19 protein-coding genes are annotated in these 25332 nt (G+C 49.9%); 3 read left to right on the top strand and 16 right to left on the bottom strand.

Annotated elements, in window-relative coordinates:
• Positions 1–16: 16 nt before the first annotated feature.
• The 9 genes from AC0YNS_RS15365 to AC0YNS_RS15325 all read right to left on the bottom strand — a co-directional run bounded on the left by AC0YNS_RS15365 (position 17) and on the right by AC0YNS_RS15325 (position 13214).
• Entirely contained in the window at positions 17–1894 is a 1878-nt protein-coding gene (locus tag AC0YNS_RS15365) for a methyl-accepting chemotaxis protein (RefSeq protein ID WP_475781847.1), read from the bottom strand.
• A gap of 165 nt (positions 1895–2059) precedes the next feature.
• Positions 2060–3661, bottom strand: coding sequence for a gamma-glutamyltransferase (ggt, locus tag AC0YNS_RS15360; RefSeq protein ID WP_475781846.1), 1602 nt, complete (start codon positions 3659–3661; stop codon positions 2060–2062).
• Complete coding sequence (locus AC0YNS_RS15355; protein ID WP_475781845.1) at positions 3654–4898, bottom strand: pyridoxal-phosphate-dependent aminotransferase family protein; 1245 nt, start codon at positions 4896–4898, stop codon at positions 3654–3656. Before AC0YNS_RS15355 ends, ggt begins: the two co-directional genes overlap by 8 nt.
• On the bottom strand, positions 4885–6132 hold the full coding sequence (locus tag AC0YNS_RS15350) for an allantoate amidohydrolase (protein ID WP_475781844.1): 1248 nt from the start codon (positions 6130–6132) through the stop codon (positions 4885–4887). Before AC0YNS_RS15350 ends, AC0YNS_RS15355 begins: the two co-directional genes overlap by 14 nt.
• 24 nt (positions 6133–6156) lie before the next feature.
• On the bottom strand, positions 6157–7566 hold the full coding sequence (gene allB, locus AC0YNS_RS15345) for an allantoinase AllB (protein WP_475781843.1): 1410 nt from the start codon (positions 7564–7566) through the stop codon (positions 6157–6159).
• A gap of 304 nt (positions 7567–7870) precedes the next feature.
• A complete protein-coding gene (locus AC0YNS_RS15340) occupies positions 7871–10501 on the bottom strand; it encodes an SLC13 family permease (RefSeq protein ID WP_475781842.1) in 2631 nt (876 codons plus the stop codon).
• 187 nt (positions 10502–10688) lie between these two features.
• The gene (locus tag AC0YNS_RS15335) at positions 10689–11486 is read right to left on the bottom strand and encodes a hypothetical protein (RefSeq protein WP_475781841.1); all 798 of its coding nucleotides are present in this window, start codon (positions 11484–11486) and stop codon (positions 10689–10691) included.
• Positions 11487–11604: 118 nt separating this feature from the next.
• Positions 11605–12543 (bottom strand): phytanoyl-CoA dioxygenase family protein, encoded by a 939-nt coding sequence (locus tag AC0YNS_RS15330; protein WP_475781840.1) that lies wholly within the window; start codon positions 12541–12543, stop codon positions 11605–11607.
• Positions 12544–12962: 419 nt separating this feature from the next.
• Entirely contained in the window at positions 12963–13214 is a 252-nt protein-coding gene (locus tag AC0YNS_RS15325) for a YolD-like family protein (RefSeq protein ID WP_475781839.1), read from the bottom strand.
• 214 nt (positions 13215–13428) lie between these two features.
• Between AC0YNS_RS15325 and AC0YNS_RS15320 the strand changes: the two genes are divergently transcribed.
• From AC0YNS_RS15320 to AC0YNS_RS15310, 3 genes are read left to right on the top strand one after another with little or no spacing between them, the layout of a single operon-like run.
• A complete protein-coding gene (locus AC0YNS_RS15320) occupies positions 13429–14976 on the top strand; it encodes a spore germination protein (RefSeq protein WP_475781838.1) in 1548 nt (515 codons plus the stop codon).
• Complete coding sequence (locus tag AC0YNS_RS15315; protein WP_475781837.1) at positions 14973–16067, top strand: GerAB/ArcD/ProY family transporter; 1095 nt, start codon at positions 14973–14975, stop codon at positions 16065–16067. Before AC0YNS_RS15320 ends, AC0YNS_RS15315 begins: the two co-directional genes overlap by 4 nt.
• Positions 16064–17218, top strand: coding sequence for a Ger(x)C family spore germination protein (locus AC0YNS_RS15310; RefSeq protein ID WP_475781836.1), 1155 nt, complete (start codon positions 16064–16066; stop codon positions 17216–17218). The genes AC0YNS_RS15315 and AC0YNS_RS15310 overlap by 4 nt, the downstream gene beginning before the upstream one ends.
• A gap of 54 nt (positions 17219–17272) precedes the next feature.
• Here the strand turns inward: AC0YNS_RS15310 and AC0YNS_RS15305 are convergent, their stop codons facing one another.
• From AC0YNS_RS15305 to AC0YNS_RS15275, 7 genes are all read right to left on the bottom strand, one after another.
• Entirely contained in the window at positions 17273–18259 is a 987-nt protein-coding gene (locus AC0YNS_RS15305) for a cell wall hydrolase (protein ID WP_475781835.1), read from the bottom strand.
• Positions 18260–18401: 142 nt separating this feature from the next.
• The gene (locus AC0YNS_RS15300; RefSeq protein WP_475781834.1) at positions 18402–18713 is read right to left on the bottom strand and encodes a hypothetical protein; all 312 of its coding nucleotides are present in this window, start codon (positions 18711–18713) and stop codon (positions 18402–18404) included.
• Positions 18714–18737: 24 nt separating this feature from the next.
• Positions 18738–20585 (bottom strand): UbiD family decarboxylase, encoded by a 1848-nt coding sequence (locus tag AC0YNS_RS15295; protein ID WP_475781833.1) that lies wholly within the window; start codon positions 20583–20585, stop codon positions 18738–18740.
• Between the two features lie 117 nt (positions 20586–20702).
• Positions 20703–22568, bottom strand: coding sequence for a bifunctional diguanylate cyclase/phosphodiesterase (locus AC0YNS_RS15290; protein ID WP_475781832.1), 1866 nt, complete (start codon positions 22566–22568; stop codon positions 20703–20705).
• Between the two features lie 303 nt (positions 22569–22871).
• Complete coding sequence (locus AC0YNS_RS15285) at positions 22872–23330, bottom strand: DinB family protein (RefSeq protein WP_475781831.1); 459 nt, start codon at positions 23328–23330, stop codon at positions 22872–22874.
• 43 nt (positions 23331–23373) lie between these two features.
• Complete coding sequence (locus tag AC0YNS_RS15280) at positions 23374–24189, bottom strand: ABC transporter permease (protein ID WP_475781830.1); 816 nt, start codon at positions 24187–24189, stop codon at positions 23374–23376.
• Complete coding sequence (locus AC0YNS_RS15275) at positions 24186–25214, bottom strand: ATP-binding cassette domain-containing protein (RefSeq protein ID WP_475781829.1); 1029 nt, start codon at positions 25212–25214, stop codon at positions 24186–24188. The genes AC0YNS_RS15280 and AC0YNS_RS15275 overlap by 4 nt, the downstream gene beginning before the upstream one ends.
• Positions 25215–25332 lie beyond the last annotated feature (118 nt).

Genomic DNA, 25332 nt, shown 5'->3' with positions numbered 1-25332 from the left:
ACGTCTCTTCTCTATTCTAATATTTGAATTTCTCCACAGACTCATTGAGCTTCGCGGCCATATAAGAAAGTTCCTGCGAAGAAGCAGCCGTCTCTTCCGCCGCCGCTGCCGATTGTTCGCTGATTGCCGCAACCGAGCTGATCGACTGCATAACTTCACCTGATGCTGCTGCTTGGACCTGGCTGTCCTTGAAGATTTCTTCCACTTTGCTTGAGGTCATCTGCACATTCATGACGATATCCCCGAAGGAATCTCGCGTTCTGCCAAACTGGGCTACACTTTCGGCAACCGCTAGAACGCTCTTCTCCGCGCTGTTCTGCATAACCTTAATGATTCCTGCGATTTGTCTGGTGGCATCACCGCTTCGTTCAGCCAATTTGCGCACTTCATCTGCTACAACCGCGAAGCCGCGTCCCTGCTCCCCTGCACGGGCTGCTTCGATGGCCGCATTCAGCGCCAGCAGATTCGTTTGCTCCGCAATATCGTTAATAACGCCGCTAATATCGCCGATTTTGCGCGAATCGCCCTCCAGCTGGGACATATGCCGATTCACTTCGTCCATCTGACCGATCGTTTGATTAATCAGGTTCGTGCCTTCTTTGGCAATGTTCACCGTTTCACCCGACAGCGATTTCGCTTCTCTTGCACTTGTCGACACAGACCGGATGGAGTTATCGAGACTGCCGAACAATTCTGACATGACACCTGCTTGTGCTGCCTGATCCACGCTTCCTTTTGCCACTTCATCCGTACTGATCGTAATTTGTTCAGCCGACGAGGCTACGCCTACGGAAGCTGTCGATACCTGCTCAATCATACTGGACAAGCCGTCTAACATCCCGTTCATATGAACGGCCAGTTCGCCCAATTCATCCTTGGAACGAATTTCGATTCTAGGTCGGAGATCACCTGTCGCCAGTTTCTTTACCATCGCTGTAATGTAGATGATCGGCTGAACCATTCTGGTTGTAAACGTATAGATCGCGACTAAAGCGACTAATGCAACAATGAGTGCTGTAACCAGCGTAGTGCGCATCATTTGATTGATTGGCGCCATTAGTTCGCTCTCCGGAACGGCCAGCATGGTCACGAATCCGGTTTCAGATCCGTACGCGTAGCCGATTTTTTTGACGCCGTCAAATTCATAGGAGTAAGAGGCCGGTTTTCCTTTCTTCGCCGACTCGAACGCTGCTGTAAGTTCAGGAATGTTTAGATCAGCGATGTTTTTCTTCATGATATAAGTGGCATCCGGATGATAGACCATTGTCCCGTTCATATCCAGGAGGACCGCATAGCCGGAGTCGCCGATTTTCGTTTCGCGAATGACGCGAGTAGCTTCATTGATCTCTATAGCAGAGGAATAGAAGCCGTAAGTGACGCCATCCTTAATCAGCGGGGCTGCAAATGGAACAATCAAAGTGGACGGATCTGCCTTGGAGGCTGCAGGAGGTGCAATCGCCGACTCTCCACGTCTTAATTGCGGAATATACGTCCTTCCCGATAGGTCTATGCTCAAGCCTGTACTCAACACGGCATTCTTGCCATCCAGATCCATGGAGAGAGAAACACCTTGCCCAAATTCTTTGTGCTGTGCCGCGAAATCCTTCACCATCTCCAAGTGACGCGCTTTATCAGGGCCAAGCAACTGCGCGTAGCTCGCAAAGGACTCCAGCTTTGTTAACTCTTGTTGTAGATTATGATCAAAGGAAGTGGCTATATTCTCTGTCGTTAACGCCAATTCCTGATTAATCTGATCACGAAACAATTTAGAGTTGGGCAAGAAAAGTGCGATCGACATCGCCGCAACGATGATAATCATAATGAAGAGTGTTACCGCTGAGAACCTAGTTGCTAGCTTACGGAATGTGAATAATTGAAGTGCGTTCTTAACCATCGCTTAATGCTGCCCCCTACTTGAAGTGAATAGTTTCTGGTTGACTTCCAGCTATCTCCAAGTTTAAGCGCTAAATGTTTAAGAAGATTATGTATAACAATTAGATCCCTACGAGATTTCATAGAAAAGTTAAATAAATATTAGATTGCAACCAAATTATGTAAGCTAGCCGCCAATTGCAGTTCCGTCTCCCCTTGGATCCGCCGCTCCACTGATGACGCCATCACTGCCAATGAGGATCCCTTGCGCCTGACCCATTATGCCGTCCCAGCCATCAACCAAATCCACCTTATGTCCCCAAGCTTTCAATCGCTCAGCGGCATCGCCGAGATCGCGGTTCTCCAAACGGAGCCGATCACTATCGTCGCCCCAGGTGCGCCCGTACACCCACCTTGGTAATTCAATAGCCTCTTGCATGGTGCAGCCGTAATCCAATACGCCGGTAATAAGCGACAACTGGGTCTGCGGCTGCCCTTCTCCGCCTTGCGTTCCCATCAGCATGATCGGTTTTCCATCCTTTAGCGCCATACCGGGCATAAGCGTATGGAAGGGACGTTTTCCCGGAACCAGTACGTTAGGATGAGCAGGATCGAGAGAAAAGTAGGAACCGCGATTTTGCAAAATAATGCCTGTCTGCCCGGCCGTATACGCGGAGCCGAAATCGTAATAGAGGCTTTGAATGAAGGACACGGCATTCCCCTCTTCATCTACGACCGAGGCGTAAGCGGTGTCTTGACCAGTGGGCACGGAGTCAAAATCACTTGCCTGCACAGGATTCTTCTGAATCTCGTTAACCAGCTGCTCCGCCATTTCCTTACTAAGCAGCAGCTCCAGCGGAATTGTGCGGAATGCCGGATCGGTAAGATACATGTCTCTGTTGCGAAATGCTCGCTTCACCACCTCGGTCACCAAATGATAGAAAGCCGAAGAGCTGCGCGGTATTCGCTTTAGATCGAACAGCTCCAACATATTCAACATCATGAGGAGCGAAAAGCCTTGTGAATTAGGCGGCATTTGATAAACCTGTACCCCTCTGTATTCCACGGCGAGCGGCTCCACCCACTCACTATGGTGCGAGGTGAAATCCGATTCGGCAAGCAAACCGCCATCCGCCCGCACCGCATCGACGATTGTTTTCATGAGTGTGCCTTCATAGAAGGCATCGCGACCTTCATGCATTAAGATGCGCAGTGATTCGGCAAGCTGCGGCTGTTTGAGCTTCGCACCTTCGGGCTTGATCGCATTCATGACGGGATCGATGTACAAGTCGCGCAGAACAGGATCCGCACGCAGCAGCTGCTCATCGCGAGTCATCCAAACATGCAGATTGCGCGAAATCGGAATGCCTTCTTCGGCATATCGGAGTGCCGGTCGCAGCAGCTCTTCCCAAGGCAGCTTGCCGTATTTCGACCAAACCTCCCACCATGCATCCACCATCCCGGGAACCGTTATCGCACTCTGCACGCCGCGATCAGGAAGCCGACTTAGCCCGTCCTTCAGGAACAGGTTCGGATTTGCAGCCGCTGCTGCTCTGCCGCTGCCGTTCAGGCCGATGATTCTACCTTCTTGCGCGGAATAAATCATAAAGAAGCTGTCACCGCCAAGCCCTGTCATATGCGGATACATGACGGCAAGCGCAGCGCTGACCGCCACGGCAGCATCTATCGCATTGCCGCCTTGAAGGAGAATCGCGCTTCCCACCTGGCTTGCCAAATAATGAGGTGTCGTCACCATATAGCGATAGGATCGCGGCATTACGTTATGCATCCGGCTTCGCCCCTTCCACATAAACAGCCAGTGCCGCCGAAATTGCAGAACCTTGTATAATGCTTGCTCCATTTAGCGGCAATACCGCTTCGAGCGCCGCCAAACCAAGTAAGATATTGGATTTGCGGCAGCTGTACCCCATTGTGCCGATTCGCCAAATTTGACCTTTGAGCGGGCCGAAAGAGCTTGCGATCTCGATACCGAAATCCGCAAGGAGCTGGCTGCGCACCGCTTCACCGTCTACGCCTGAGGGAATGCAAACGCAGGTAACGACAGGCATCTTGCAGCTGTCGTCGCCGTATCTTGTCAGTCCCATCGCTTGAAGCCCTGCGACTAACGCATGTTCATGCAGGCGGTGACGCGCAAAACGCTGCTCCAGTCCTTCTTCCAGCACAAGACGCAGTCCTTCTCGAAGTCCATACAGCATCGCCGTCGCTTCGGTATGATGGTTCAATCGCTGCGGACTCCAATATTCCTGCAGCTGCGTCAAGTCCAAGTAATTGCTGCGGATGAATAATTGCGGATCCTCAACGATGTAACCATCCGGCCGGATTCCCTTCTCAATCCGCTTACGCTTCATTAGCTTCGCTTCAATCCGATCGTTATACGTGATTGGTGCCATGCCGGATGGGACAGATAGGCATTTCTGCGTTCCGCCGATCACGGCGTCGAGCTGCCATGCATCCGTTTCAACAGGAACGCCGCCGATTGTCGCGACTGCATCCACGACGAGTAAGATATCCCGTTCGCGGCAGGCTTGGCCTATCGCTTCAAGCGGCTGCATGCAGCCTGTCGAAGTTTCGCCATGGACAATGGCTACAAGAGTCGGCTTGAGTCTGTCGATGGCATCGATGACATCGCCGGGCTTAAACACAGTGCCCCACTCCGTCTCGATGGTCACGACTTCCGCGCCGCAGCGTTCCGAGATCTCGGCGAGCAGATAGCCGAATCGGCCGAAGATCGGAACGAGCACCCGGTCTCCCGGCTCGATGAGTCCGGTTAGCACCGCCTCCAGTCCTGCGCGAGAAGTACCGTCAATCGGGTAAGCCCATCGATTGGACGTTCGGAAGAGCTCGCGCAGCATTTGCATCGTCTCATTCATGAGCGCCGTAAACTCCGGATCGAATTGACCTAGCATCGGATAGGAGAGCGCTCTGGATACGCGCGGATCAACCTCGACGGGACCCGGTGTCAGTATAATGCGTGGCGAGGGAGATAAATCCTTATATCGCTTCATGGGACTCCTCCACATAGGCAAGTTGATAGAGCAGTTCGGTTAATACGTCGGTACCGCGCACGATGGCGTCCGGAGCTGTATATTCCAGCGGTGAATGGCTGATGCCGCCTTGACTCGGCACGAAGATCATCGCGCACTCACATTGCGGAGCGAATAATCCTGCATCATGGCCGGCTCCGCTGGTGACCATCATATGCGAATACCCTTTCTGTTCAGCGATGCGAGCAATGCGTTCTTGTATCGCCGCATTCATTGGAGCAGGATGCTCGCTCAGCCAGCACGACTTCGATATCTTGACGTGATGCCGAGCCGCTGCCTCTTCGAACGCTTGAAAGGTCCTCTCACAGAATGCGGTAATCACGACTTCATCTCGGTGCCGAATGTCTACGGAGAAGCGAATTATACCCGGTATGACGTTGGCGATATTCGGTGAGACGTCAAGCTTTCCGACCGTGGCCACGAGACCATCCCCATGCTCCACGCAGGCTTTGCGCAGCCAGACAATCATTTCCGCTCCCGCTGCCAATGCATCCTCGCGGATCGCCATTGGTGTCGTACCTGCATGTCCGCTTCGTCCCTCAATATCCACGAAATAGCGCCGCTGCCCGCAGATGGCATCTACGACTCCGATATCACATTGCGCACGCTCCAGTACTTCGCCTTGCTCAATGTGCAGCTCGATGTACATGCCGATATCCGTCCGCCTGCTTCGCCGATGTGCATCCGGATCGAATCCTGCTTCTACCATCGCTTCGCGAAGTAAGATGCCCTCGGAATCCTTTGCTTCCAATGCGCCATCGAAGCTCTTGCAGCCGGTAACATTGCCCGATCCCCAATACGCCAGCGGGAAACGGCTGCCCTCTTCCTCACAGAACGACACCACTTCAAGCGTTCGGCGAGGCTGTCCGAACTTGAACTGCAGCTCCGAGAGTGCCGCAATGCCAGCCGCAATACCAAGCGCACCGTCATAATGTCCTCCGCATGGCACCGTGTCGATATGCGAACCGGTCAGCACATGTGATGCTTCGGCATCCGATCCGGCCAACCTCCCATATACATTGCCGACTTCATCGATGGTGACAGCGAGTCCGGCATCAGCCATCATACGAGCAGCCGCTTGCTGCGCTTGCCGCCAGGCTGAATCATACAGCAGCCGAGTGACGCCTCCACGCGGATCTACGCCAATCGCAGCGAGTTCCGCAAGCAGCTCTGATGTCCCTATGCTTGCCTTCAATACAGACTCCCCCTCCCTGCATATTCAAGTCCCGGCAACATGAGGCGATAGCCGCTGCCCACCGCCACCCACCGTCCGGACTCCTCCTGCTTCAGCGCTTCTGTTATAAAGGATATTCCCGCGCAGCAGAGTCATGTCTACTTGGCAGCCAAACGCATAGCCGACATATGCGCTGTGCGGATGCCGATATTTCAGCTGCTGCTCAGTAAGCACATAGGGAGAAGTCAAATCGACTATAGCCAAGTCGGCATCAAATCCGAACGTAATCTTCCCCTTCTTATGCCCGAAGCCGAAGCGTTCAGCAGGCGCAGCCGACATTGCCCTGGACAACACGTGAAGGGGGATACCGCGTTTCAACCCGCCCTCGCTCACGATGACTTCAAGCAAACTCTGCGCGCCGAGTATTCCGCCCCAAACGTCAAAATAATTCCCACCCGTCTCTTCCTTCATTGCCGGCGGACAAGGAGAGTGATCGGATGCGATGATCTCGATCTCTCCTGCGGCAAGCTGCTTCCATAGTGCCTCGCGCTCGCGTGAAGAGCGTATTGGTGGCGAGCATTTCGCTGCGGCGCCAATTCGAATCACATCCTCATCGGTGAAAGCCAAATAATGCGGGCATGTTTCCGCCGTAACATCGAGCCCCGATTGCTTGGCCTCACGAATGAGATCAATCGCCTCAGGCGTACTGATATGGACAAAATGCAGCTTGCACCCCGTACGCTGTGCCAAATGCAGCGCATGCTTCACTGCTTTCCATTCAGCCGCAGGCGGTCTGGCGTCCAAATAATCTCGCAGGCTTACTTTGCCTTCTGCTTGCTTGGCAGCAGCAAGCGCCGATACCATCGCTTCATCCTCCGCATGCAGCGCCAAGATTCCGTCTAGCGAGGCGATTACTTTCATGCCCTCCATTAATGTCTCGTCGTCCACATTCATGAAGCACCCTTCTCCCGTATCGCCGGGATAGGACATGAAGGCTTTAAACCCCACAACTCCTGCTTCGGATAGCGCCGCCAAATCGCCGATATTCCCGGGGACCAGCCCTCCCCAGACGGCATAATCCGCACACGATCCGTTCTCCCCGGCTGCCGCATCCAGCTTCAACTTCAGTGCCGACAGATTTACGGTAGGCGGTAATCCATTAAGCGGCATATCAATGAACGAAGTGCAGCCTCCTGCAGCAAGTGCCGCAGTACCGGTCGCGAAGCCTTCCCAATCGCCAAGCCCCGGCTCATTGAAATGCACATGGGCATCCACAACACCGGCGAAAATATGCTTGCCTGCTGCTGAAATCACGAAATTCGCAGCGGCTTCCGGTAGATTCGATGACAGGCCGGTTATTCGCCCATCTGTAATTCCGATGTCGAGTACCTCGACTCCATCCGGCAGCACGACACTGCCGCCTTTAATGAGGAGATCCCATTGCCTATCGTTCATCTCGCCTACCTCCCTATTTATGCACAAAAACGGCAAACCTCGCCCGAACCCACGCTCAAAGTTTGCCGCCTTACTATACTCCAACTAATAATGTCAGATAACATAACACAACAGTGACTAATAAACCTATATTATCCTGATTATTTCGTGATGTCACTTCCTAATTCATACAACTACTACCCTATGCTTGTATATCATCTGCTAGAACGAGCTTGCCAGGCAACCACAATAACAATCTAGCGTTACATAGTCTTACACAAAATAAAAAGAAGACTCGCGAAACGCGACTCTTCCAATGAAATCATTATTGCAGCAGCCCGATCCACTTCCAATAAGGAACGGAAACGACTACAGCGAGCAGCACGGCAAGGGCATACCCGAAAGCAACCTTTTGCCCCTGTCGATGACTGAACGCTCGCTCTTCCGAACTGAAATAGGCAGTCAAATAAGTAGGAGACTGATAGCTGAAGAAGAACGGATCTGTTGAGAGCAAGATGACAAATACCAAGATCCAAGGATGCACCCCAGCCTGCTGGGATAATGGAAGCAGTGCCGTCACAAGCAGGATAACCGCCGGATCATCTCTGACGATCAGCGTCACAAGAAAGCACAGCACAATTACTGCCGTCAAGAACAGCGCAGGCGAGCTGATAAAGAACGACATGTTGGAACCCAGAAAATCAGTCAGCGACTCCACGATACCAAGCTCATTGGCTACATTGGCGAAGCTAAAAGCGATGCCAAGGAAGATCAGGAACGTCCAGTCGATGCCGCTAATGAGCGACTGCCTGTCAAGCACGCCGCTTATGACGAGAACCGAGAAGCCGATCAGCATAATCCACGTACTGTCTATGCCATGCAAAGGCTGCAGCATCATGAGCACAATACATCCGACCACCGTGCACACCGATATTCGTTCCTCATTGGTCAAAGGCCCCAGCAAACGAATTTGCTCATCGAGTACTTTGCCGGAAACTTGTTTGACTGCTATCGTACTACCTCTAAACATAAGTGATAACGCAGCCAGCATGACCGCCCCGAAGACGACGAAAGCCGGCAGCGCGTACAGCGCCCACTCCAGCCATGTGACCGGCCTGGCTGCTCCCGCCAAACTATACGCCATCACGTTGGTGTAAGATCCGGTTAATACAAAAGGAGCTGTAAACCCGTAGAACACCATGGCAGCGAGCCCCAGCCCGGCAGCGCCATGACTGCGATCCTTGAAGCCCATCGACTCCGATAACGTTTGGGCAATCGGAACCCCCAGTGAAACTTTGGCGGAAGAGGATGGAATGAGTGGATTCAGCACAATGCCTCCCGCCACGATTCCCCAGAGCTGACCGCGAAAATGCGGCGGAAATCTTTTTAACGCATGTAAGGACAGCCGGTAAAGGATGCCTGATTTCGTAATGACCACGCTGATCGACATGATGAAGATCATATACAGCCACGTAGGGGAAGCGAACCCCGATAAGGCCACCTCCGGTTTTGCAACGCCTCCAAGCACCCACAGCATGGCCATCCCTAACGCTACAATATAGTCCGGGATGATATTGACAATCCACAGAATAACCGCTGCGATGGCGATTCCGATGAACAGCATGCCCTTGTCAGACAGGCCGGCGACCGGCGGCATGAAGCCGAAAATCACAATCATGCTTATCGCCATTACAAGTGCAAGCCAGCGAGCCCATTGACTCGGATTAATAAGGCGGCTTGCCCGCTCAGCGAAGAACATGCTTTTGCGATTGGTCAGCTTCTGCTGGGCCAGCTGATATTCCCGTTCCTCATCTTGAATCGTATGCGGCCTGCGGCCTGACAACGCCTGTGCCGCTGCTTCTGCCAGCTGCAAGTAATCCAGTGCCTTATGCCGATTATGCAGCAGTCGGCTTAGCTCAGCTCCCCATTCATACAAGGCAATGAGCTGTACGGCTTTGTCATTTAACGTTCCCTCTCTTACGGCATATTCGACGATCCGAAGGCCCTCTTCTGCGCCATGAAGCATACTTAATCGAACAGCCAGCTCCAGTGCAGGATTACAGCGTAACAATACCTCGATCGGACATTCCGTGAGCAGCCTGAACATGTCCTGTTCTTGCGACTCCGACATCGCTTGCTGCCTAATGACAGTGTGTACGACTTTGTCCCAATTGCCCTCATCCTTGTACATAGCCGCTAGGGCGAGCCACTGTTCCTGTTCCGTATAGAAGGCTTGTGCATCCTCGGTCCATTGCCGTTTCTCCTTGTAGCTGTACGCAGCAGTTGCCATTTCCATCAAAGCCGACTTGGCTTCCTGCTTGATATGGCTCCACTGTTGCTCGCCACTGTCATCATTATCTAGCGATAGGAATTTGGTCATAGCCGGGTATTGCTTGATCTGCTCTTGAAGTGAGAAACCAAAGCGAAGCTCGATCAGTTGGTTATGAACCTTCGCCATATGAGCGGACCAGAGCAGGAATTGGACAAGCGGTTCCGGCAGCTGCTCCAGCTCTTGCATGATCCAATGCGTCCGCATTTCCTTCGAATCGCGCAAGCGTTCATTCGTATTCATCAAACGCTGCGAGATTAATCTGATAAAATAAGCCGAAATCGTCGGGTGCTCCGTTATGAGTTGGTCGAAGGTTTCCCGATCCAGCTGCATCAACACGACATGGGTTGTCGCTACTGCCATGGCTGAACGAGCTTCGCCGGTGAGCAGAGCCATCTCCCCAAGCGTGTCACCTTCACTTAGAAAAGCAAGCGAGTGTCGCATCCCATCCGAACGCGTAAACAGCTCAATCGTGCCGCTGTCGATAATAAACATCTTATCTCCGGGGTCACCTTGTTCGAACAAGGTAGCTCCGGCCTGCAGCGTTAGCCTCTCCAGCTTGCCGAGCAGCTTAGCCAGCTCCATATTGGTGAGTTGCTTGAACATTTCAATTTCAATTAGTTTCATGGACCCTCTTCCCAAACTTTTGACCTATAGCTTCACATTATCTTCTATGATTTACGACATAAACCGACTGGTTCCCTTCTTTACGTATCAATAATTTCAAAGCTTCGTGGTTGCCGCCATGAAAGACAACAAAAAACACGCCGCATTCGGCGTGTTTGATGACCTCTATATCGTCACTTGGCTCGGTTTAGGAAGGTATTCTTTCCAGCATCTCTTTGGCTCTAACATTCCGCTCTTCCGGCGTCATTCGCGGACAGACATAACATTTGGTCCCATCGACGCGGCGGTCAAACAAACAGCAGGAGGATCGCATGACCCAGTTCTCGTCAGGCTTCAAAGGATTTGCTACATAGCGGCGGGTCCACTGAAACGGATTCCGTTTACGGTTAAAGACTTCAAGGGAAATCGACTCTGTGAGGAGCTTGAAATGATAATTAAACCCATCCTTCACTTGCTCCGGCAGCTGCATAGCATGAACGAACTCCATCATCATGCCCGCTAATCCGCCAAACTGCTGCCAAATCAGCTCCGGCTTCATCGATGCTGCACTTGCAATCGCTTCGACCGCCGGCCTAACCGTCGTAACGATGAACTGCTCCCAATCCGCCAATACGAAGACCTCGCCATTCTCCGAAGGAATATCTTGCGTAATGAGCTGGTTAATCTTGTAGCCCAGATGAGCGTGACCATGTCCTTCTTCATAATCAATTTGAAATAGAAGATGATCGAGGGATAAGTCCAGCACCTTGTTGTACGCCGACAGAAAATACAGCTTCGTAATACATAGATTGCACAGAGAAGTGCCGAAGAATGAGCCCGCCAGCTGGTTGTCACTCGCTTGAACCGTCTCCCCTGTCTTGCGCAGCATGTCATCTAAGCGAGCAGGTTGAAAGAAATCCACGGCCGGCATTTCATCCAGAATATGATCGGCTCCCTCAGGCGAGATATGTAAATACATTTTAATTAAGGAAAAATCGTAAGCCATTGTCATCTCTTCACCTCACATGAAAATGATTATCATTGTCGTCATTCTATCATGACAACCACTTTCCTACAATGAAATAAAGAAAAGTCCACGATCATGATCGTGAACTCTTCCTTATTTATTCCGCTCTGGACCAAGTACACGGTTCCCCGTCTTTCAGGCCGAGCGCTGTACGTATCATGCGTTCCACAACCGAGTAATCCTCTGGATTCTCCCGATTGAAATTCATTCGTTCATGCGTTGGCGCTACACGGTTGCACATGAAGCGAGGAACGCCAAGCTCGTTGTCGGATGGAGCATGGTACAGGAACGGATGACAAATCACCATGTCGCCGGGTTTTCCTGTTGTCTCTACTACACGAAGCGAGTAGCCGTCCGGATCTTCGTAAGCCGTATCCTTAAACTTCTGCAGACGCTCTTTCTTCGCTTGACGATTGTCGGAAGGCGTTGCAGCATAGATGTCATCGGAAGCTGGGATGTTCTTGCCCAGCAAATCAGCCAGCCATGGGTGCTTGTTACACTCGCGAATCGCCTCGCCAAGGCCGATGCCTTCAGGGTGCTTCTCCAGCATCTTAGCCACAATATTATGGGAGCCTTCGGCAACCAACGTTCCCGAGCCGCCTTTGTTAACTTCGGAGAACAAGCAAACGAGAAGTACGCCCTGTTCCCAGCTATCCAGGTAATGACGGAAATGGCTGCCATCGTAATGCCAGTTGCCCGGCACCTCCGGTCCGAAATTGACGATATAACCGCCCCAGCTGACATTCTCTCTTTCTTTGCCCAGTTGCCAGCGGCCTTCACCGATCAAATCTTCAATTGCGCCCGTCAGTCGATCCGAGTTCAAACCGTTATGGATGGGATGAACATAGTCGCCAAGCCGAACGACAGGTTCCGTCCAAGTGGTTTGATCTTCTCGTTGCACCCCCCGTTTCGCCAGCTCCTCCCACAAGAAATCCTGCACCTTAAGCGCTTCTTCCCGCGGATAAGCTTCCTCGACTTTAACCCAGCCTTTGTCTATGAAATGCTTCACTTGTTCTTCTGTAAGTACTTTGGGCAATCTGAACACTCCCTAAATAATGAGATGGTTGAACTTGCTTGTCCTTATGTTAGCGCTTTTATGGAATCAGAGCGAGAGAGGATTATCATAAGCTGATAGGAATATCGTAGGAAACTCCTCAGGATTGCTAACAATTATCGGAGGTTCTGCCAACAATATTCCTACCTGAGAGGCTAGGCGCATCGTGGAGGCCCTATTTGGCGTTTCACATCTAGTTAAGAGCCAATTTCCCCATAATAAGACCTCTACGATTCGTTAGCTATCCAGAACCGAGAAATTTATCCAAATAACATCTCTACGGTTCGTTCGCTTTTCAATTAAAAGCTCTGCTCTAACAATCGAGCTGTTCAGTTGAAAGCGACAAGAAGCTGCCGGTACCAGCCGGCAGCTTCTTGCTTCTTGCTTTTTGTGCTTCTGTTTTACATTCTCGGATAATTCACTTGCATGATGTCCATAAACGGCACCTTCTGCAGGCCCTCGGCCGTCTCGACATGCACCCGACCGGTCCGCGAATCCATCGTGACGATTTGACCTTGCACGCTTTCTTCTTTTCCCCACACCGATAACACGATTATGGATTCCTCTTGATACGCTTCAACCAATTGATTACCCAATTCCTCCATTACAAACTCGTCTCGCGTCGGCCTTTTTGGAACCTTTGCTTTAGCCACTACTGTCACTCCCCATTTATATATGAATCCGTTATGTCTATTGTTAAATTGCAGCCAAGCGTCTACTAAAGAGCCCTGGACTTCCTATTATACCAAATTATTTCTACTATAAATAAAAAATTGTGCTGCTAGAATGCGATCAACTTGCCAAGGTGCATAAATATTCCAATCTGTCGCAAAATAACCATATTGAGCGTACTGGGGGTATTCGACGATGGGATTTTTTCGCTACATACTGCGAGGAAAACGGCAAAACAGCCGGCATCACAGTTCGGCAGCTCAAGCGAAGAAGCCGCAAGCTACGAAGCTGATCAGCAGTGAACTGGACACCAATATATCTGATCTACAATCCTTGCTCACCGAATCTCCCGAACTCATTACACGACGATTTCTAATTAAATCGACGCAAGAGCGCGCAGCCTTGATCTATCTCGATAATATGACGGACAAGGTTGCCATTAATAACGATATCCTTCGGCCGCTTATGCACGAAACCATAGCCGATCCTCAAATCGAACATATTATTACCGTCGGCGGGATCAAAGCCGCAACGGATTTATATGTAATCGAGCAGGCCGTTCTGCAAGGAACAAGTGTCCTATTTGTTGAGCATACTAGCACGGCTACTCTTCTAGATACATATGGCTGGCCGCAAAGAGCCATTGAAGATCCCCAAATGGAAGCCTCATTGAAAGGTGCTCACCAAGGCTTCGTGGAAACGGGATGCCAAAATATCGCCCTTATTCGAAGATACATTCCGAACCGGGAATTGAAAATAAAGGAAACCAGCGTCGGAGAACGCGGGATGACCAAAATCAGTATTTTATATTTGGCAGACGTAGCTAATCCGCAATTGCTTCAAGAGTTAATCGACCGAATCGACCGAATCGATGTTGATGCAATCCTATCCTCCGGTGAGTTGGAGGAGTTCATCGAAGATAACTCGTTCTCTCCCTTTCCGCAATTCATTACGACGGAACGACCGGATTCCGTCGCATCGCAAATCCTGCAAGGCCGCTTAGCCATCGTGATCGATAAGTCTCCGGAGGTTCTGATCGGTCCTGCCAATTTCGTGATGTTCTTCCAAACGATCGATGACTACAGCAATCGCTGGCAGGTGTCGTCCTTTATTCGGATACTGCGGTTTCTCGCCTTCTTTATTACCATATTCTTGCCCTCGTTCTATATCGCGGTCATCTCGTATAACTTCGAGGTCATCCCGCTTCGGTTACTATTATCGGTCGGGCAATCCCGGGCAAGCGTTCCGTTCCCTCCGATTCTTGAAGCATTGATTATGGAAATTACACTTGAAATGCTGAAGGAAGCCGGGATTCGACTGCCGGCTCCGATTGGCCAGACCGTCGGGATCGTCGGCGCCATTGTAATTGGACAAGCGACTGTTCAGGCAGGTGTCGTGAGCAATATCATGGTTATCGTTGTTTCGCTAACAGCGCTATCTTCGTTTATTATCCCAAATAACGACATGTCATCCGCCATCCGATTAATTCGCTTCCCCATGATGCTGGTTGCGTTCATCTATGGCATCCTTGGCGTAGCCATTGGCATGCTGGTGTTGCTCATCCATTTGATTTCGCTTGAGTCGCTTGGCACCCCTTACTTCAGTCCCTTCAGCCCGGTAAGGTTTAGAGATTTGAAGGATACGATCATCCGTTTGCCGATTTGGAAAATGACTACGCGTCCACTCAGTGCCAGAGGCATTCAGAGTAAGAAGCAAGCTTCTGACCGAGGTGATAAAAGTTGAAAAAATATGCGTTGAACGAGATAACGGTGATGCAATATATCTTAATGATCCACTCGACGCAGTTAGGATTTGGTTTATTGTCGCTGCCGGCGGATTTAGCGATGTATGCCGGAACGGACGGCTGGATTTCCCTTCTGATCGGATGGGCACTTGCCGTTCTTGCCAGTCTCTTTATTGTCCAAGTGATGAAAAAACACCAAGATGACACGATCTACGATCTTTTTCCTCGCTACTTCGGCAAAGTACTGGGGTTTTTCCTGAACAGCTGTATGATCGTCTTTTTCATGTGCGGTTTCTTTGTATCGTTCTTTTCCGCTGTTGGCTTCTTCAAATTAGAGCTCTTAGCCAATACGCCGAATTTCTTATTGGTACTCTTGTTTGCCTTGCCCACCTATCAGCTTGCCCGTAACAATGTTCGCATTCTAGCGAGATATGCGGAAATCACGTTTTGGAGTTTCATGTGGATTATGCTCGTCATCCTGTATCCTTTGAAAGAAGCGCACTGGCTGTACTTATTGCCGGTCCTCAAAGATGGATGGGGGCCAGTCCTGAAAGCGGTAAACCCGACCGGACTCTCTTTCCTCGGGTTTGAAATCAGCTTTATTCTGTATCCATTCCTTAAACATAAAGAGAAGGCGGCAATGGGTATTATCGTGGGAAATACGATCACGCTTGTGATCTATATGGTTGTGATCCTGATTTGTTTCCTGTTTTTCTCGCCGGACGATATTACCTCGTACAAATATCCAACTTTAAAAGTATTAAAGATTATAGAATTTCGCTTCATGGAACGGATTGAAATTATCGTCCTGGTCGCCTATTTGTTCTTGATCTTTCGCGTATGGACCTCTTATTTGTATGCATCCACGTTTGGGATCAGCCAGCTTCTGGGAAAACAAGACCATGAACCCTTTGTTAGGCTCACCATGATTGTAGTGCTTCTAGTATCAACCTTTTATAGACCTTCCAGTACTGGATTTGCTTCTCTCCTTCTCAGGTTCGGTCAGGTGGGGTGGTACTTCTCTTTTGCTCTTCCTTTATTCTTATTGGCATACACAAGTGTATTCACGCGTAAAGGAGGACTACAATGATCCGCATCCTCAAGGTGCTCCTTACACTAGCCATGTTTGTGCTGCTGCTGCCCGGCTGCTACGATCAGATGAATCTGGAGGATGCCTCCATTTCACTCATGCTCGGCATTGATGTCGATGAGGATAATCAAATTGTCATCTACTCACAGAGCCCTGTCTTTTATAAAGAAGCGCAGGAAAAAACCGAAACCGCGTCCGTACGTGCAGATTCAATCAGGCTTGCGCGAGCAAAATTCGACTCCATGTTAACAGGGATTACAACCGGCGGGAAGCTCCAATCGATTCTAATTGGCAAGCGACTGTTACAGCAGAAAGATTGGTATAATATGTTCGATCTTTTCTATCGCGTCCCGAAGCAGACGGAGACGCCTATCGTAGTCGTTGTTGACGGGCCGATCGAGAGCATCTTTCACTATAAGCCGATTGATAAGCCGCGCCTCTCCCTTCATGTACGGAAGCTCATTGAAACGGCGAATAAAAGCAACATTACGGTTTCAAGGAATTTGCAGGAGCTGCGGCGAGAGATGAAAGACAAAGGAATGACAGCCTCTTTAACGCAGGTAAGGAAAGAGAAGAAAAACGTTGTTGTAACCGGAACTGCATTGTTGAACAAGAAAGGTCAGTTTACTGAGCATTTCTCGCTTCAAGAAACAACATTGTTTCTCCTCTTACAGCATCAATTTATAGGGACGCCTTCGTTCATTCTCGAATTGGATGGCGTTCAAGAACAAAGTGAAGATAGTAATCAAGCCGTCAAGAATGCAGTAGCGTTCGAGATTGTAAAAAGCATCTACGACGTGGATACAAACGTACGAGATGGAAGGTTTATATATGACGTAACGATGCAGCTCAATATAATCATATCGACGCTGCAAACCGATAATCCAGAACTCGCCAAGGAAACGACACCCAAATTACAGCGTTTAATTGCAGCTAAACTTCAGCAGCAGTTCGAGCAGCTCATCCATAAATGTCAGGACAAGCAAATTGACCCTTTTGGATTCGGCATATATGCCAGAGCTTACCAGTATAAAGCCTGGAAGCCTGTTCAGGATGATTGGGGTGCTGCGTTCGCGGATGCGCATGTGAACATCAAGATGAAAGTCGCGATTAAGAGTACAGGGGTCGTCGATTTGTATAGTCCTTTGTAACACGAACGGCAAGGCAAGAGAAAAGCCCACGATCATGATCGTGGGCTTCTACGTTTATTTGGCAAAACGATGATGGCCAATAGTTGAAATGACTTCAAGACCGGACCAGAATGGTCCTTGGGAGACCGCAGGATTGAAGAAATAGACGGCATCCTTGATATTGTTCTTCCCGTTCAGCGCATCCTTGGCTGCCCGCAGCGCACCTGCATTCGGCTGGCTCTTGTCCAGCATCCCGTTATGGGCCGGAGGAAACTGTCTTCCGGAATAAATGACATCGCGGATCGAATCCGGGAACTTCGAATTCTTCACTCGATTTAGAATCACATTAGCTAATGCAAGCTGACCTTCATACGATTCATAACCGGCTTCCACCATCGTAATCTTGGCGAGCAGCATCAGATCTGCTTCTGTGAAAGGTTTGGCCGCTTTATTAAAGAACGAAGGAATGACAACTTTAAGCTTCTTTCCAGCGGCAATCTTCGAATCACCTGATAGAGCATTACGCTTCAGGAGTTCTTCCTTAGAGATATCGAATTGCTGACTGATTTGGTCCAAGCCATATTCTTCTGTAATCGCTGCGGGTTCAACTGTCTTCAGTTCAATGACATCCGTGTCGGCATTCCATTTCAATTCTGCGTGGAGCAATTCTGAGAGCTGACGCAAAGGAACATAGAGCCTATCATCCGCCAGAAACGGGAGAGCTCCCATCCGGTAACGTGCACCGTTGAAATAAACGACCGGAACTTCATTTCCAAGCACAATCTTATCGCCGAGCGCTGTGTTTATCGTTAATTCCTCATTCACTTTGTTCCAGCTTGTCTTCGCGCCAAGCAGCTGTGCAACTCGAGCCACAGGTATGTAGGTTCTGTTCTCTACCATCATTGCAGGATCGGCCAGTTTCACCGTCTCGCCATTCAGTTCAATCGCAATATGGGTCTTCTTCGTAGTTTCCGCTGCTGAAACGATGGACTTTGGCCCAATTCCAATCAGAAGTAATGCCAAGGCCATCGTTACGATAAGCGACTTGAATGGTCTGATCATGAATACCTCCAAGCTCATCCGTAGTATAAATCTGCCAAACTTGCTCTGGGCAAAATTATAACACAGCTAAATGCACCTGTAGGATTAACATTTTCACAGAATTAATAAAAACTTTAACTTTGCTCCATGCTGAAATGAACAATTACCCTTCTTCGATGTCTGCAACTAGGTCGCTTGCCACTTCTACCATCTTCGGAATGACCGCTTCATTCGTACCGGAAACGTAGAGATCCCCTTGATAATGACGGAACGGGATCTGGCTATCCCCATAGCTCCACATGAAGAAATCACCTTCGATGGACATGGTCGTCTCGCCTTTCACGGTAAATACGGATGTATAGGTAAAATCAGGCTTAGACGCAAAATAATTCTTGCATTCCTCCAGCGAAATCGTTTGTGCGGCTAAATCCTCATGGGCTTGTAACGATCTCGTAATGCGATAACGCTGACTCATAATCGGCCTCCAATATGATGTTGATTAAGCTTTATGCAGTTGATGAACGCCGCTTAAGCTGGCACCTTCGACGAAGAAGCGTTTAATGTTCTCCTCCACCACAGGATCCTGCAGCAACGGCGGCGCTTGATGCGGTTTCGTGCGAGCGTCGATAATGACATTATCGCATGCCCAATGCTTGAACTCGTAATAGCTGTTTACACCGTAGATATCATGGGAGGGATTGCTTCGCGTGAAGGTCGCCCACAAGAAATTATTCAACGTTTCGCTTACGAATTGGCTGTCGTCACAAACAATAATCATCGGGCACCCATCGATCGAGCCTTTGGCATGAATCGCCTCGGATAACGCCTGGAATTGCTGAGCAGCTTCGGGGTAATCTCTAAATGCAGGTCCTTGAATAGCAACGATGCCCGGCATGACAAGCGAGGCATGCTCATACCCCGGAAGATCTCTCAGGACCTCCGGAACCTCTTGGCACAGCACTCTCTTCTTCTCCCCAACCGCGGCGAAAATCACCTTACTGCCGGAATTTAATCCGGTTCCGGAATAATCCAACGTGTCGATGGTCGTATTCGTATAGAAATGGATATCACGCTGAAGGTCGATCCGCTCTAGGATATAGGTGAGAAACCCTTCAATATCATGCGTATCCACCGGCTGATCTTCTTCGGCCGTGATGAACAAATACTTCGCCAGGCTCAATTGTCCTGTTCCCAAAATGCGATTCGCGATGGTCAGAATCTCTGCCGGCTGTTTGATTTGTGCATATGGCGTGTATCTTTCGCTGCCGATCGCAAACAGGAGCGGATGGACGCCTGCCGCATCTACGGCATGGACCTCCTTGACGCCGGGAATTTCCTGCTGAATCGCATCCCCTGTCAGTTCATGAATGAGTGCGCCGAAGGCCGTGTCCTCTTGAGGCGGGCGGCCAACAACGGTGAACGGGAAGATAGCGCCCGGCCTTGCATATACTTTATGCACTTTCATAACCGGGAACTCGTGCGTAAGGCTGTAATAGCCCAAATGATCGCCGAAAGGACCTTCCGGCTTGGTCTCGCCTTGGTGGATTTCTCCTGTGATGACGAAATCGGCATCATTGCTGATACAGAAGCCATCGATATAGCTATAGTGGAAACGACGTCCCGCGAGTAAACCTGCGAAGGTAAGCTCACTCATGCCTTCCGGCAGCGGCATCACCGCAGACAAGGTGTGGGCAGGCGGACCGCCGATAAAGCAGCTAACCTTGAGGGGAACGCCTAGTTTGTTCGCTTTTTTTTGATGAACGCCGATGCCGCGATGAATTTGGTAATGGACGCCAATTTCTTTGTTCAACTCATAGTCATTGCCGCTAAGCTGAATCCGATACATCCCCAAATTGGAGTTCATAATGCCCGGCTTCTCCGGATCTTCCGTATACACTTGTGGCAAGGTGACAAAGGCACCGCCATCATCCTGCCAATGTTTGATCAGGGGAAGATCGCTAATTTGAATTTCCTGCATGGCAACAGGCTGCCCGCCGGATTTCCGTACCGGCAGCGCTTTACGTGCGGCTAGGCCTGTTCCGATATGCTTGAAGGGGTTCTTAAGGGCTTGCATAGGATCATTGCGCAGCGCAATCACGTTCTGAACCGAATCCCATGTATGCCGGAATATAAACTTACTGCGTTCCACCGTTCCGAAGAGGTTGGATACCGCACGAAACTTCGAACCTTTGACATTCTCGAATAATAAGGCAGGACCGCCGATTTCGAACATTTTCATATGGATGGCCGCCATCTCCAGATGCGGATCCACTTCTTCACGTACACGGACCAAATGACCGTTTCGTTCCAGGTCCATAATGCATTCTTCCAAACTCCGATAATTCATCGTATGACTCCAATCTCTGAGCTTCCTATCTGCTATCTTTCATTATAGCCTTATCATTAAGAAAATAAAGAGCGTGCCGAATGGTCTCGGAACGCTCTGTAAGAAGTGTTGATCTTGTTACACCACAGCCGCTTGCTGCTTCTGCTCCAGCCAGACTGTCATATCCTGAGCCGTCATCGGCTTACTATAATAGAAGCCTTGCATCACATGGCAGCCTCTGGACTGCAAGATATCGATTTGATCTTGCGTCTCCACGCCTTCGGCCACGACCTCTAGGTTTAAGTTCTTCGCGATGGCGATGATATTGCTTATAATAGCTTGTTTGGACAGCTGCGCGCTCTTGTGAATAAAGATTTGATCGATCTTCAGCGTATCCACCGGCAGCTCGTCCAATGTGCCGAGTGAGGAATAGCCCGTACCGAAATCATCAAGCGACACTTTCACAGCAAGATCGCGGATGCTGCGCAGCTGACTGACGATATCGTTCACATCACTCTTCGCAATCGATTCCGTAATCTCCAGCTCCAAATAATTCCCCTGCAATCCCGAAGCCCTTAGTGCATCATCAACCATCTCAAACAGCAGCTGACTTTCGAAAATCCGAATCGACATATTCACCGAAATACAAGTGAAAATGTTATCGTTCTCCTGCCAGGATTTGTTCTGCTTGCAAACCTCTTGCAGCATCCAGCGTGTCATCGGAATAATCATGCCCGTTTCTTCTGCTACTGCAATAAATTCACTCGGCGATACGGCGCCGAGCTCCGGATGCTGCCAGCGCATTAAAGCTTCCATGCCGCTCAATTGATCGGATCCCGTATCCCACTTCGGCTGATACATGATCGCGAACTCGCCATGTACCATCGCTTTGCGCATATCCTTCTCCAGCACCAGCTTGCGTATCTGATTGCGGCTCATCTCTTCATCGAAGATCCGGAATCTGTTCTTGCCATCCACCTTAGCGGCATACATCGCCGTATCCGCTGCTTTAAGCAGCGAAGAACGGTCTACGCCATGAAACGGAGCATGGCTGATTCCGATGCTGCAAGTCACATACAGTTCATGTGCTTCTACGAAATAAGCTTGTTTAATCTGGTTCAACAAATTATTGGCCAGCTGCTCCAATACGCCGATGTCCGGTGTTCTTGTGACGATCAGGAACTCGTCGCCCCCGAGTCGGAATATCAATTCCCCGTCGGCGGCACATAATCGCAAGCGGTCCGCCACCTGCTGTAGCAACAAATCGCCAACATCATGTCCTAGCGTGTCGTTGATCATTTTGAAGCGATCCAGATCAATAAAGAGGAAAGCGCCTTGCTCAAGGCGATCATTCTTCTCGTTGAAAAACCGCTGCAAGTCATGTCGATTAGGCAGATTCGTCAGCTGATCGTAATAGGCCATCTTCTCCAGTACATGTCGATCGAAGAAAACGGCTCCCCACGAAACAGCCAATATGAAGAAGGTGGATACGGTTACGCCGAACAGTAGAAAAAACTGCGGTTCTCCGTTATCCATTACATGCTGAATCTCACTGTTTACGGTAAACTTCGCTGCCGCCATTCCCGTATAATGCATGCCACAAATGGCAATGCCCATCACAATTGCAGAGATGAGCTTCCATAACGTGAAATCAGGAGAGTAACGCAGTTTATGGAACAAATAAAGTGCGGCATAGGAAGCTGCTAGTGCGATAAATGCCGATAGTAACCATAACGCCTTGTCATACGTCACTTGCCCCGGCATACGCATCGCACTCATGCCTGTGTAATGCATCGCCACGATGCCGCATCCCATAATCAATCCGCCTAAAGCATACCTCAGCGGGCTGGACTGACTTCTGGCCGTAATCCGAAAGGCAATGAACGAAGCCAAGATGCTGCCAAGCGACGATAGAATCGTCGTAGTCGTATCGTATGTAACTTTCGTATCCATGTGATAGGCCAGCATTCCGACAAAATGCATGGACCAGACGCCCATCCCCATGACCACTGAGCCTGCAATTAGCCAAATGGTTCTCGTTCTGCCGCTTGATCGTGTAATTTTACCTGCTAAATTCAAGGCTGAATAGGAGGCCATCACGGCAATAGCAAATGATAGAAAGACAACCCATATATTAAAGTGACCCTGCATGTGTTGTTCTATGGGAATCCCCTCTTTCCGAACGAAATAATTATGTATTCCTATTATATGTTATTCGACATTTCTCTGATAGCAGAAATATATATTTTTGTTTGAAAAGATCGAAAAAAGCCACTTCTCATCGAAGTGGCTTCGTTCTTGTAATCTCTATCCTCGACTGACGAAAAACGGCAGCTTATCGATACCTGCTATTCGCAAATAGATAAACATCTGACCTTTGTGATGAATTTCATGATCCTTGGCATTCTGAAGCAAGACGCTGCCTCGGAGGACATTCCCGAAAAAATCGATCGGTTGATCCAAATGCTCCGGTGTGATCGTTCTCAGAATCGCTTCAGTTTGTGCGGTTTGGGCCTCTATGTTAGCTTTGAGCTCATCGATTGTCGCGAAAGGTTTCGGAGGAACGGGCGGCGAATAGGCTCCATTCTGAACCGTCGAGGCAAACATGCCCATCGAACCGGTAATATGCAGGACAAGCCCCGACAGGGACATGCCTTGCTCCCATGGCTTCATCTGGAGCTGTTCGGTCGTTACATCCGTCAGCATTTGATGCAGAACTCTGCGATGGCTCAGCCAGTCTGCAATAAATCCATTAATCATTGTCATGTGAAGGCGTGCTCCTTAGGTTTCTCTGCAAGTAGTATATGCACTATGTCCGGCGCATATAAGCTTTCACCGTAATTGGAGCAAAGATTGCTACGATTACTGCGGCACCGAGGAGGGAAATGACTAGATCCCAGCCTACCGTTCCTTTGTTGGTCAAATCGCGAACGGCCGAAATAAGGTGCGAGATCGGATTCATTTTGACAAACCATTGGAGCCAGTTCGGCATCGTTTCAGTCGGTACAAACGCGTTAGACAGGAATGTAAGTGGAAACAACACAAGCATGGAAATCCCTTGTACGCTCGAAGCGGTACGCGCGATAACGCCGAAGAAAGCGAAGATCCAGCTCATAGCCCATGAGCAAGCAATGACAAGAACGGCAGCTAAGGCAACGTGCTCCAAACCGCCTTCAGGACGATAACCCATGATATAGCCCATACTGAACGTTAGCACAGTGGCTATCGTGTATCGAATGGTATCGGCCAGCAGTGCTCCCGCAAGCGGCGCAATACGAGCGATCGGCAACGACTTGAATCGATCGAACACACCTTTATCCATGTCCTCCCTCAGCTGCACCCCAGTGACGATGGAAGTCGTAATAACCGTCTGCACAAGGATGCCGGGAATGATAACAGGCAAGTAGCTCGCAACGTCCCCGGAGATCGCGCCTCCGAAGATATACGTAAACATCAAGGTGAAAATAATCGGCTGTAACGTAACATCAAATAATTGCTCCGGTGTACGCCGGATCTTCAGCAAACCACGGTAAGCCATGGTAAGCGAGTTGCGTATGGTCTGCCCGAGGCTCGTGTGGTTCTTTAGCTTGAGCGCTGCGGCCGATTTATTGGATATTCCACTCATGCTCTTGCCTCCTTCGCTTTGTACATTTCATCGGATCCCTGTGTCACTGTCGCATCTTCCTTTACACCTTCGCCTGTAATCGTTAGGAAAACTTCATCGAGCGTCGGTTTCTGCACGCTCATCTCGGATAGATGAATGCCCGCGGTGCGCAGCGCAATCAACAGATCGGTAACGAGGTCGGCATTCGCCATCGGGGCCGTAATTTTGCCCGCTTCGGATGATATTTTGGTCGGGACACCCAGCACCTGTTCAATAATGTGACGCGCACCGTTGTTATCCTCCGGATTTACAAGACGCAGATGCAGCGAAGATGTACCCACGGATGCTTTCAATTCATCTACAGTACCTTCCGCAACTACTTTGCCCGTATCTATAACGGCAATTCGATCGGCTAATTGATCGGCCTCATCGAGGTACTGCGTAGTCAGAAGGACGGTTGACCCCGTTTTCACGAGACGGCGGATCGTGTCCCACATCTGCGAACGAGTACGCGGATCCAAGCCGGTCGTCGGCTCATCCAAGAAGATGAGCGGCGGCTGCGCAATAAGGCTTGCTGCCAAATCCAGCCGACGTCTCATACCTCCTGAGAAATTCTTGAGCGGACGCTTCGCGGCCTCTGTCAAACCAAATTCCTCAAGAAGCTCTTCTGCCTTACGGCGCGATTCTGCCCGTCCCAGCCCAAGCAGCCGGGAGAAGATGATCAGGTTCTCGGTAGCGCTAAGTGATTCATCAACGGATGCATACTGTCCGGTCACTCCGATCAACTGGCGGACGATCTGTGCCTCCTTCACCACGTCATGTCCGAAAATTCTCGCCGAACCTGCATCCGGACGAAGCAAAGTCGCCAGCATTCTGATTGTCGTTGTCTTCCCTGCACCGTTCGGGCCGAGAACACCGTAGATCGAACCGGTGCGTACTTTTAAATCGACACCATCTACTGCACGGTTATCGCCAAATGTTTTGACGAGTCCATGCGCTTCAACGGCCCAATCGCCGTTTGATCCGCTCTTGTTTCCATAAACCATTGCAATTCCTCCTAGATAACTGATTACTTAGGATGTTATCTCAAATTTATGAACTGAATATGAACCGCCAAGTCATATTGAAACAGCATTTCAGGAAATAATACGATGAAGGTTGTCA

Source organism: Paenibacillus sp. J22FR21, from assembly GCF_056269135.1.
This window is presented reverse-complemented; position numbering and strand designations above follow the sequence as displayed.

What these genes read in the sequence shown, in the direction of transcription:
- AC0YNS_RS15365 (WP_475781847.1), bottom strand. Translation starts at nt 1,894, where the DNA reads ATGGTTAAGAACGCACTTCAATTATTCACATTCCGTAAGCTAGCAACT.
- ggt (WP_475781846.1), bottom strand. Translation starts at nt 3,661, where the DNA reads ATGCATAACGTAATGCCGCGATCCTATCGCTATATGGTGACGACACCT.
- AC0YNS_RS15355 (WP_475781845.1), bottom strand. Translation starts at nt 4,898, where the DNA reads ATGAAGCGATATAAGGATTTATCTCCCTCGCCACGCATTATACTGACA.
- allB (WP_475781843.1), bottom strand. Translation starts at nt 7,566, where the DNA reads ATGAACGATAGGCAATGGGATCTCCTCATTAAAGGCGGCAGTGTCGTG.
- AC0YNS_RS15340 (WP_475781842.1), bottom strand. Translation starts at nt 10,501, where the DNA reads ATGAAACTAATTGAAATTGAAATGTTCAAGCAACTCACCAATATGGAG.
- AC0YNS_RS15335 (WP_475781841.1), bottom strand. Translation starts at nt 11,486, where the DNA reads ATGGCTTACGATTTTTCCTTAATTAAAATGTATTTACATATCTCGCCT.
- AC0YNS_RS15320 (WP_475781838.1), top strand. Translation starts at nt 13,429, where the DNA reads ATGGGATTTTTTCGCTACATACTGCGAGGAAAACGGCAAAACAGCCGG.
- AC0YNS_RS15310 (WP_475781836.1), top strand. Translation starts at nt 16,064, where the DNA reads ATGATCCGCATCCTCAAGGTGCTCCTTACACTAGCCATGTTTGTGCTG.
- AC0YNS_RS15305 (WP_475781835.1), bottom strand. Translation starts at nt 18,259, where the DNA reads ATGATCAGACCATTCAAGTCGCTTATCGTAACGATGGCCTTGGCATTA.
- AC0YNS_RS15300 (WP_475781834.1), bottom strand. Translation starts at nt 18,713, where the DNA reads ATGAGTCAGCGTTATCGCATTACGAGATCGTTACAAGCCCATGAGGAT.
- AC0YNS_RS15295 (WP_475781833.1), bottom strand. Translation starts at nt 20,585, where the DNA reads ATGAATTATCGGAGTTTGGAAGAATGCATTATGGACCTGGAACGAAAC.
- AC0YNS_RS15290 (WP_475781832.1), bottom strand. Translation starts at nt 22,568, where the DNA reads ATGGGGATGGGCGTCTGGTCCATGCATTTTGTCGGAATGCTGGCCTAT.
- AC0YNS_RS15285 (WP_475781831.1), bottom strand. Translation starts at nt 23,330, where the DNA reads ATGACAATGATTAATGGATTTATTGCAGACTGGCTGAGCCATCGCAGA.
- AC0YNS_RS15280 (WP_475781830.1), bottom strand. Translation starts at nt 24,189, where the DNA reads ATGAGTGGAATATCCAATAAATCGGCCGCAGCGCTCAAGCTAAAGAAC.
- AC0YNS_RS15275 (WP_475781829.1), bottom strand. Translation starts at nt 25,214, where the DNA reads ATGGTTTATGGAAACAAGAGCGGATCAAACGGCGATTGGGCCGTTGAA.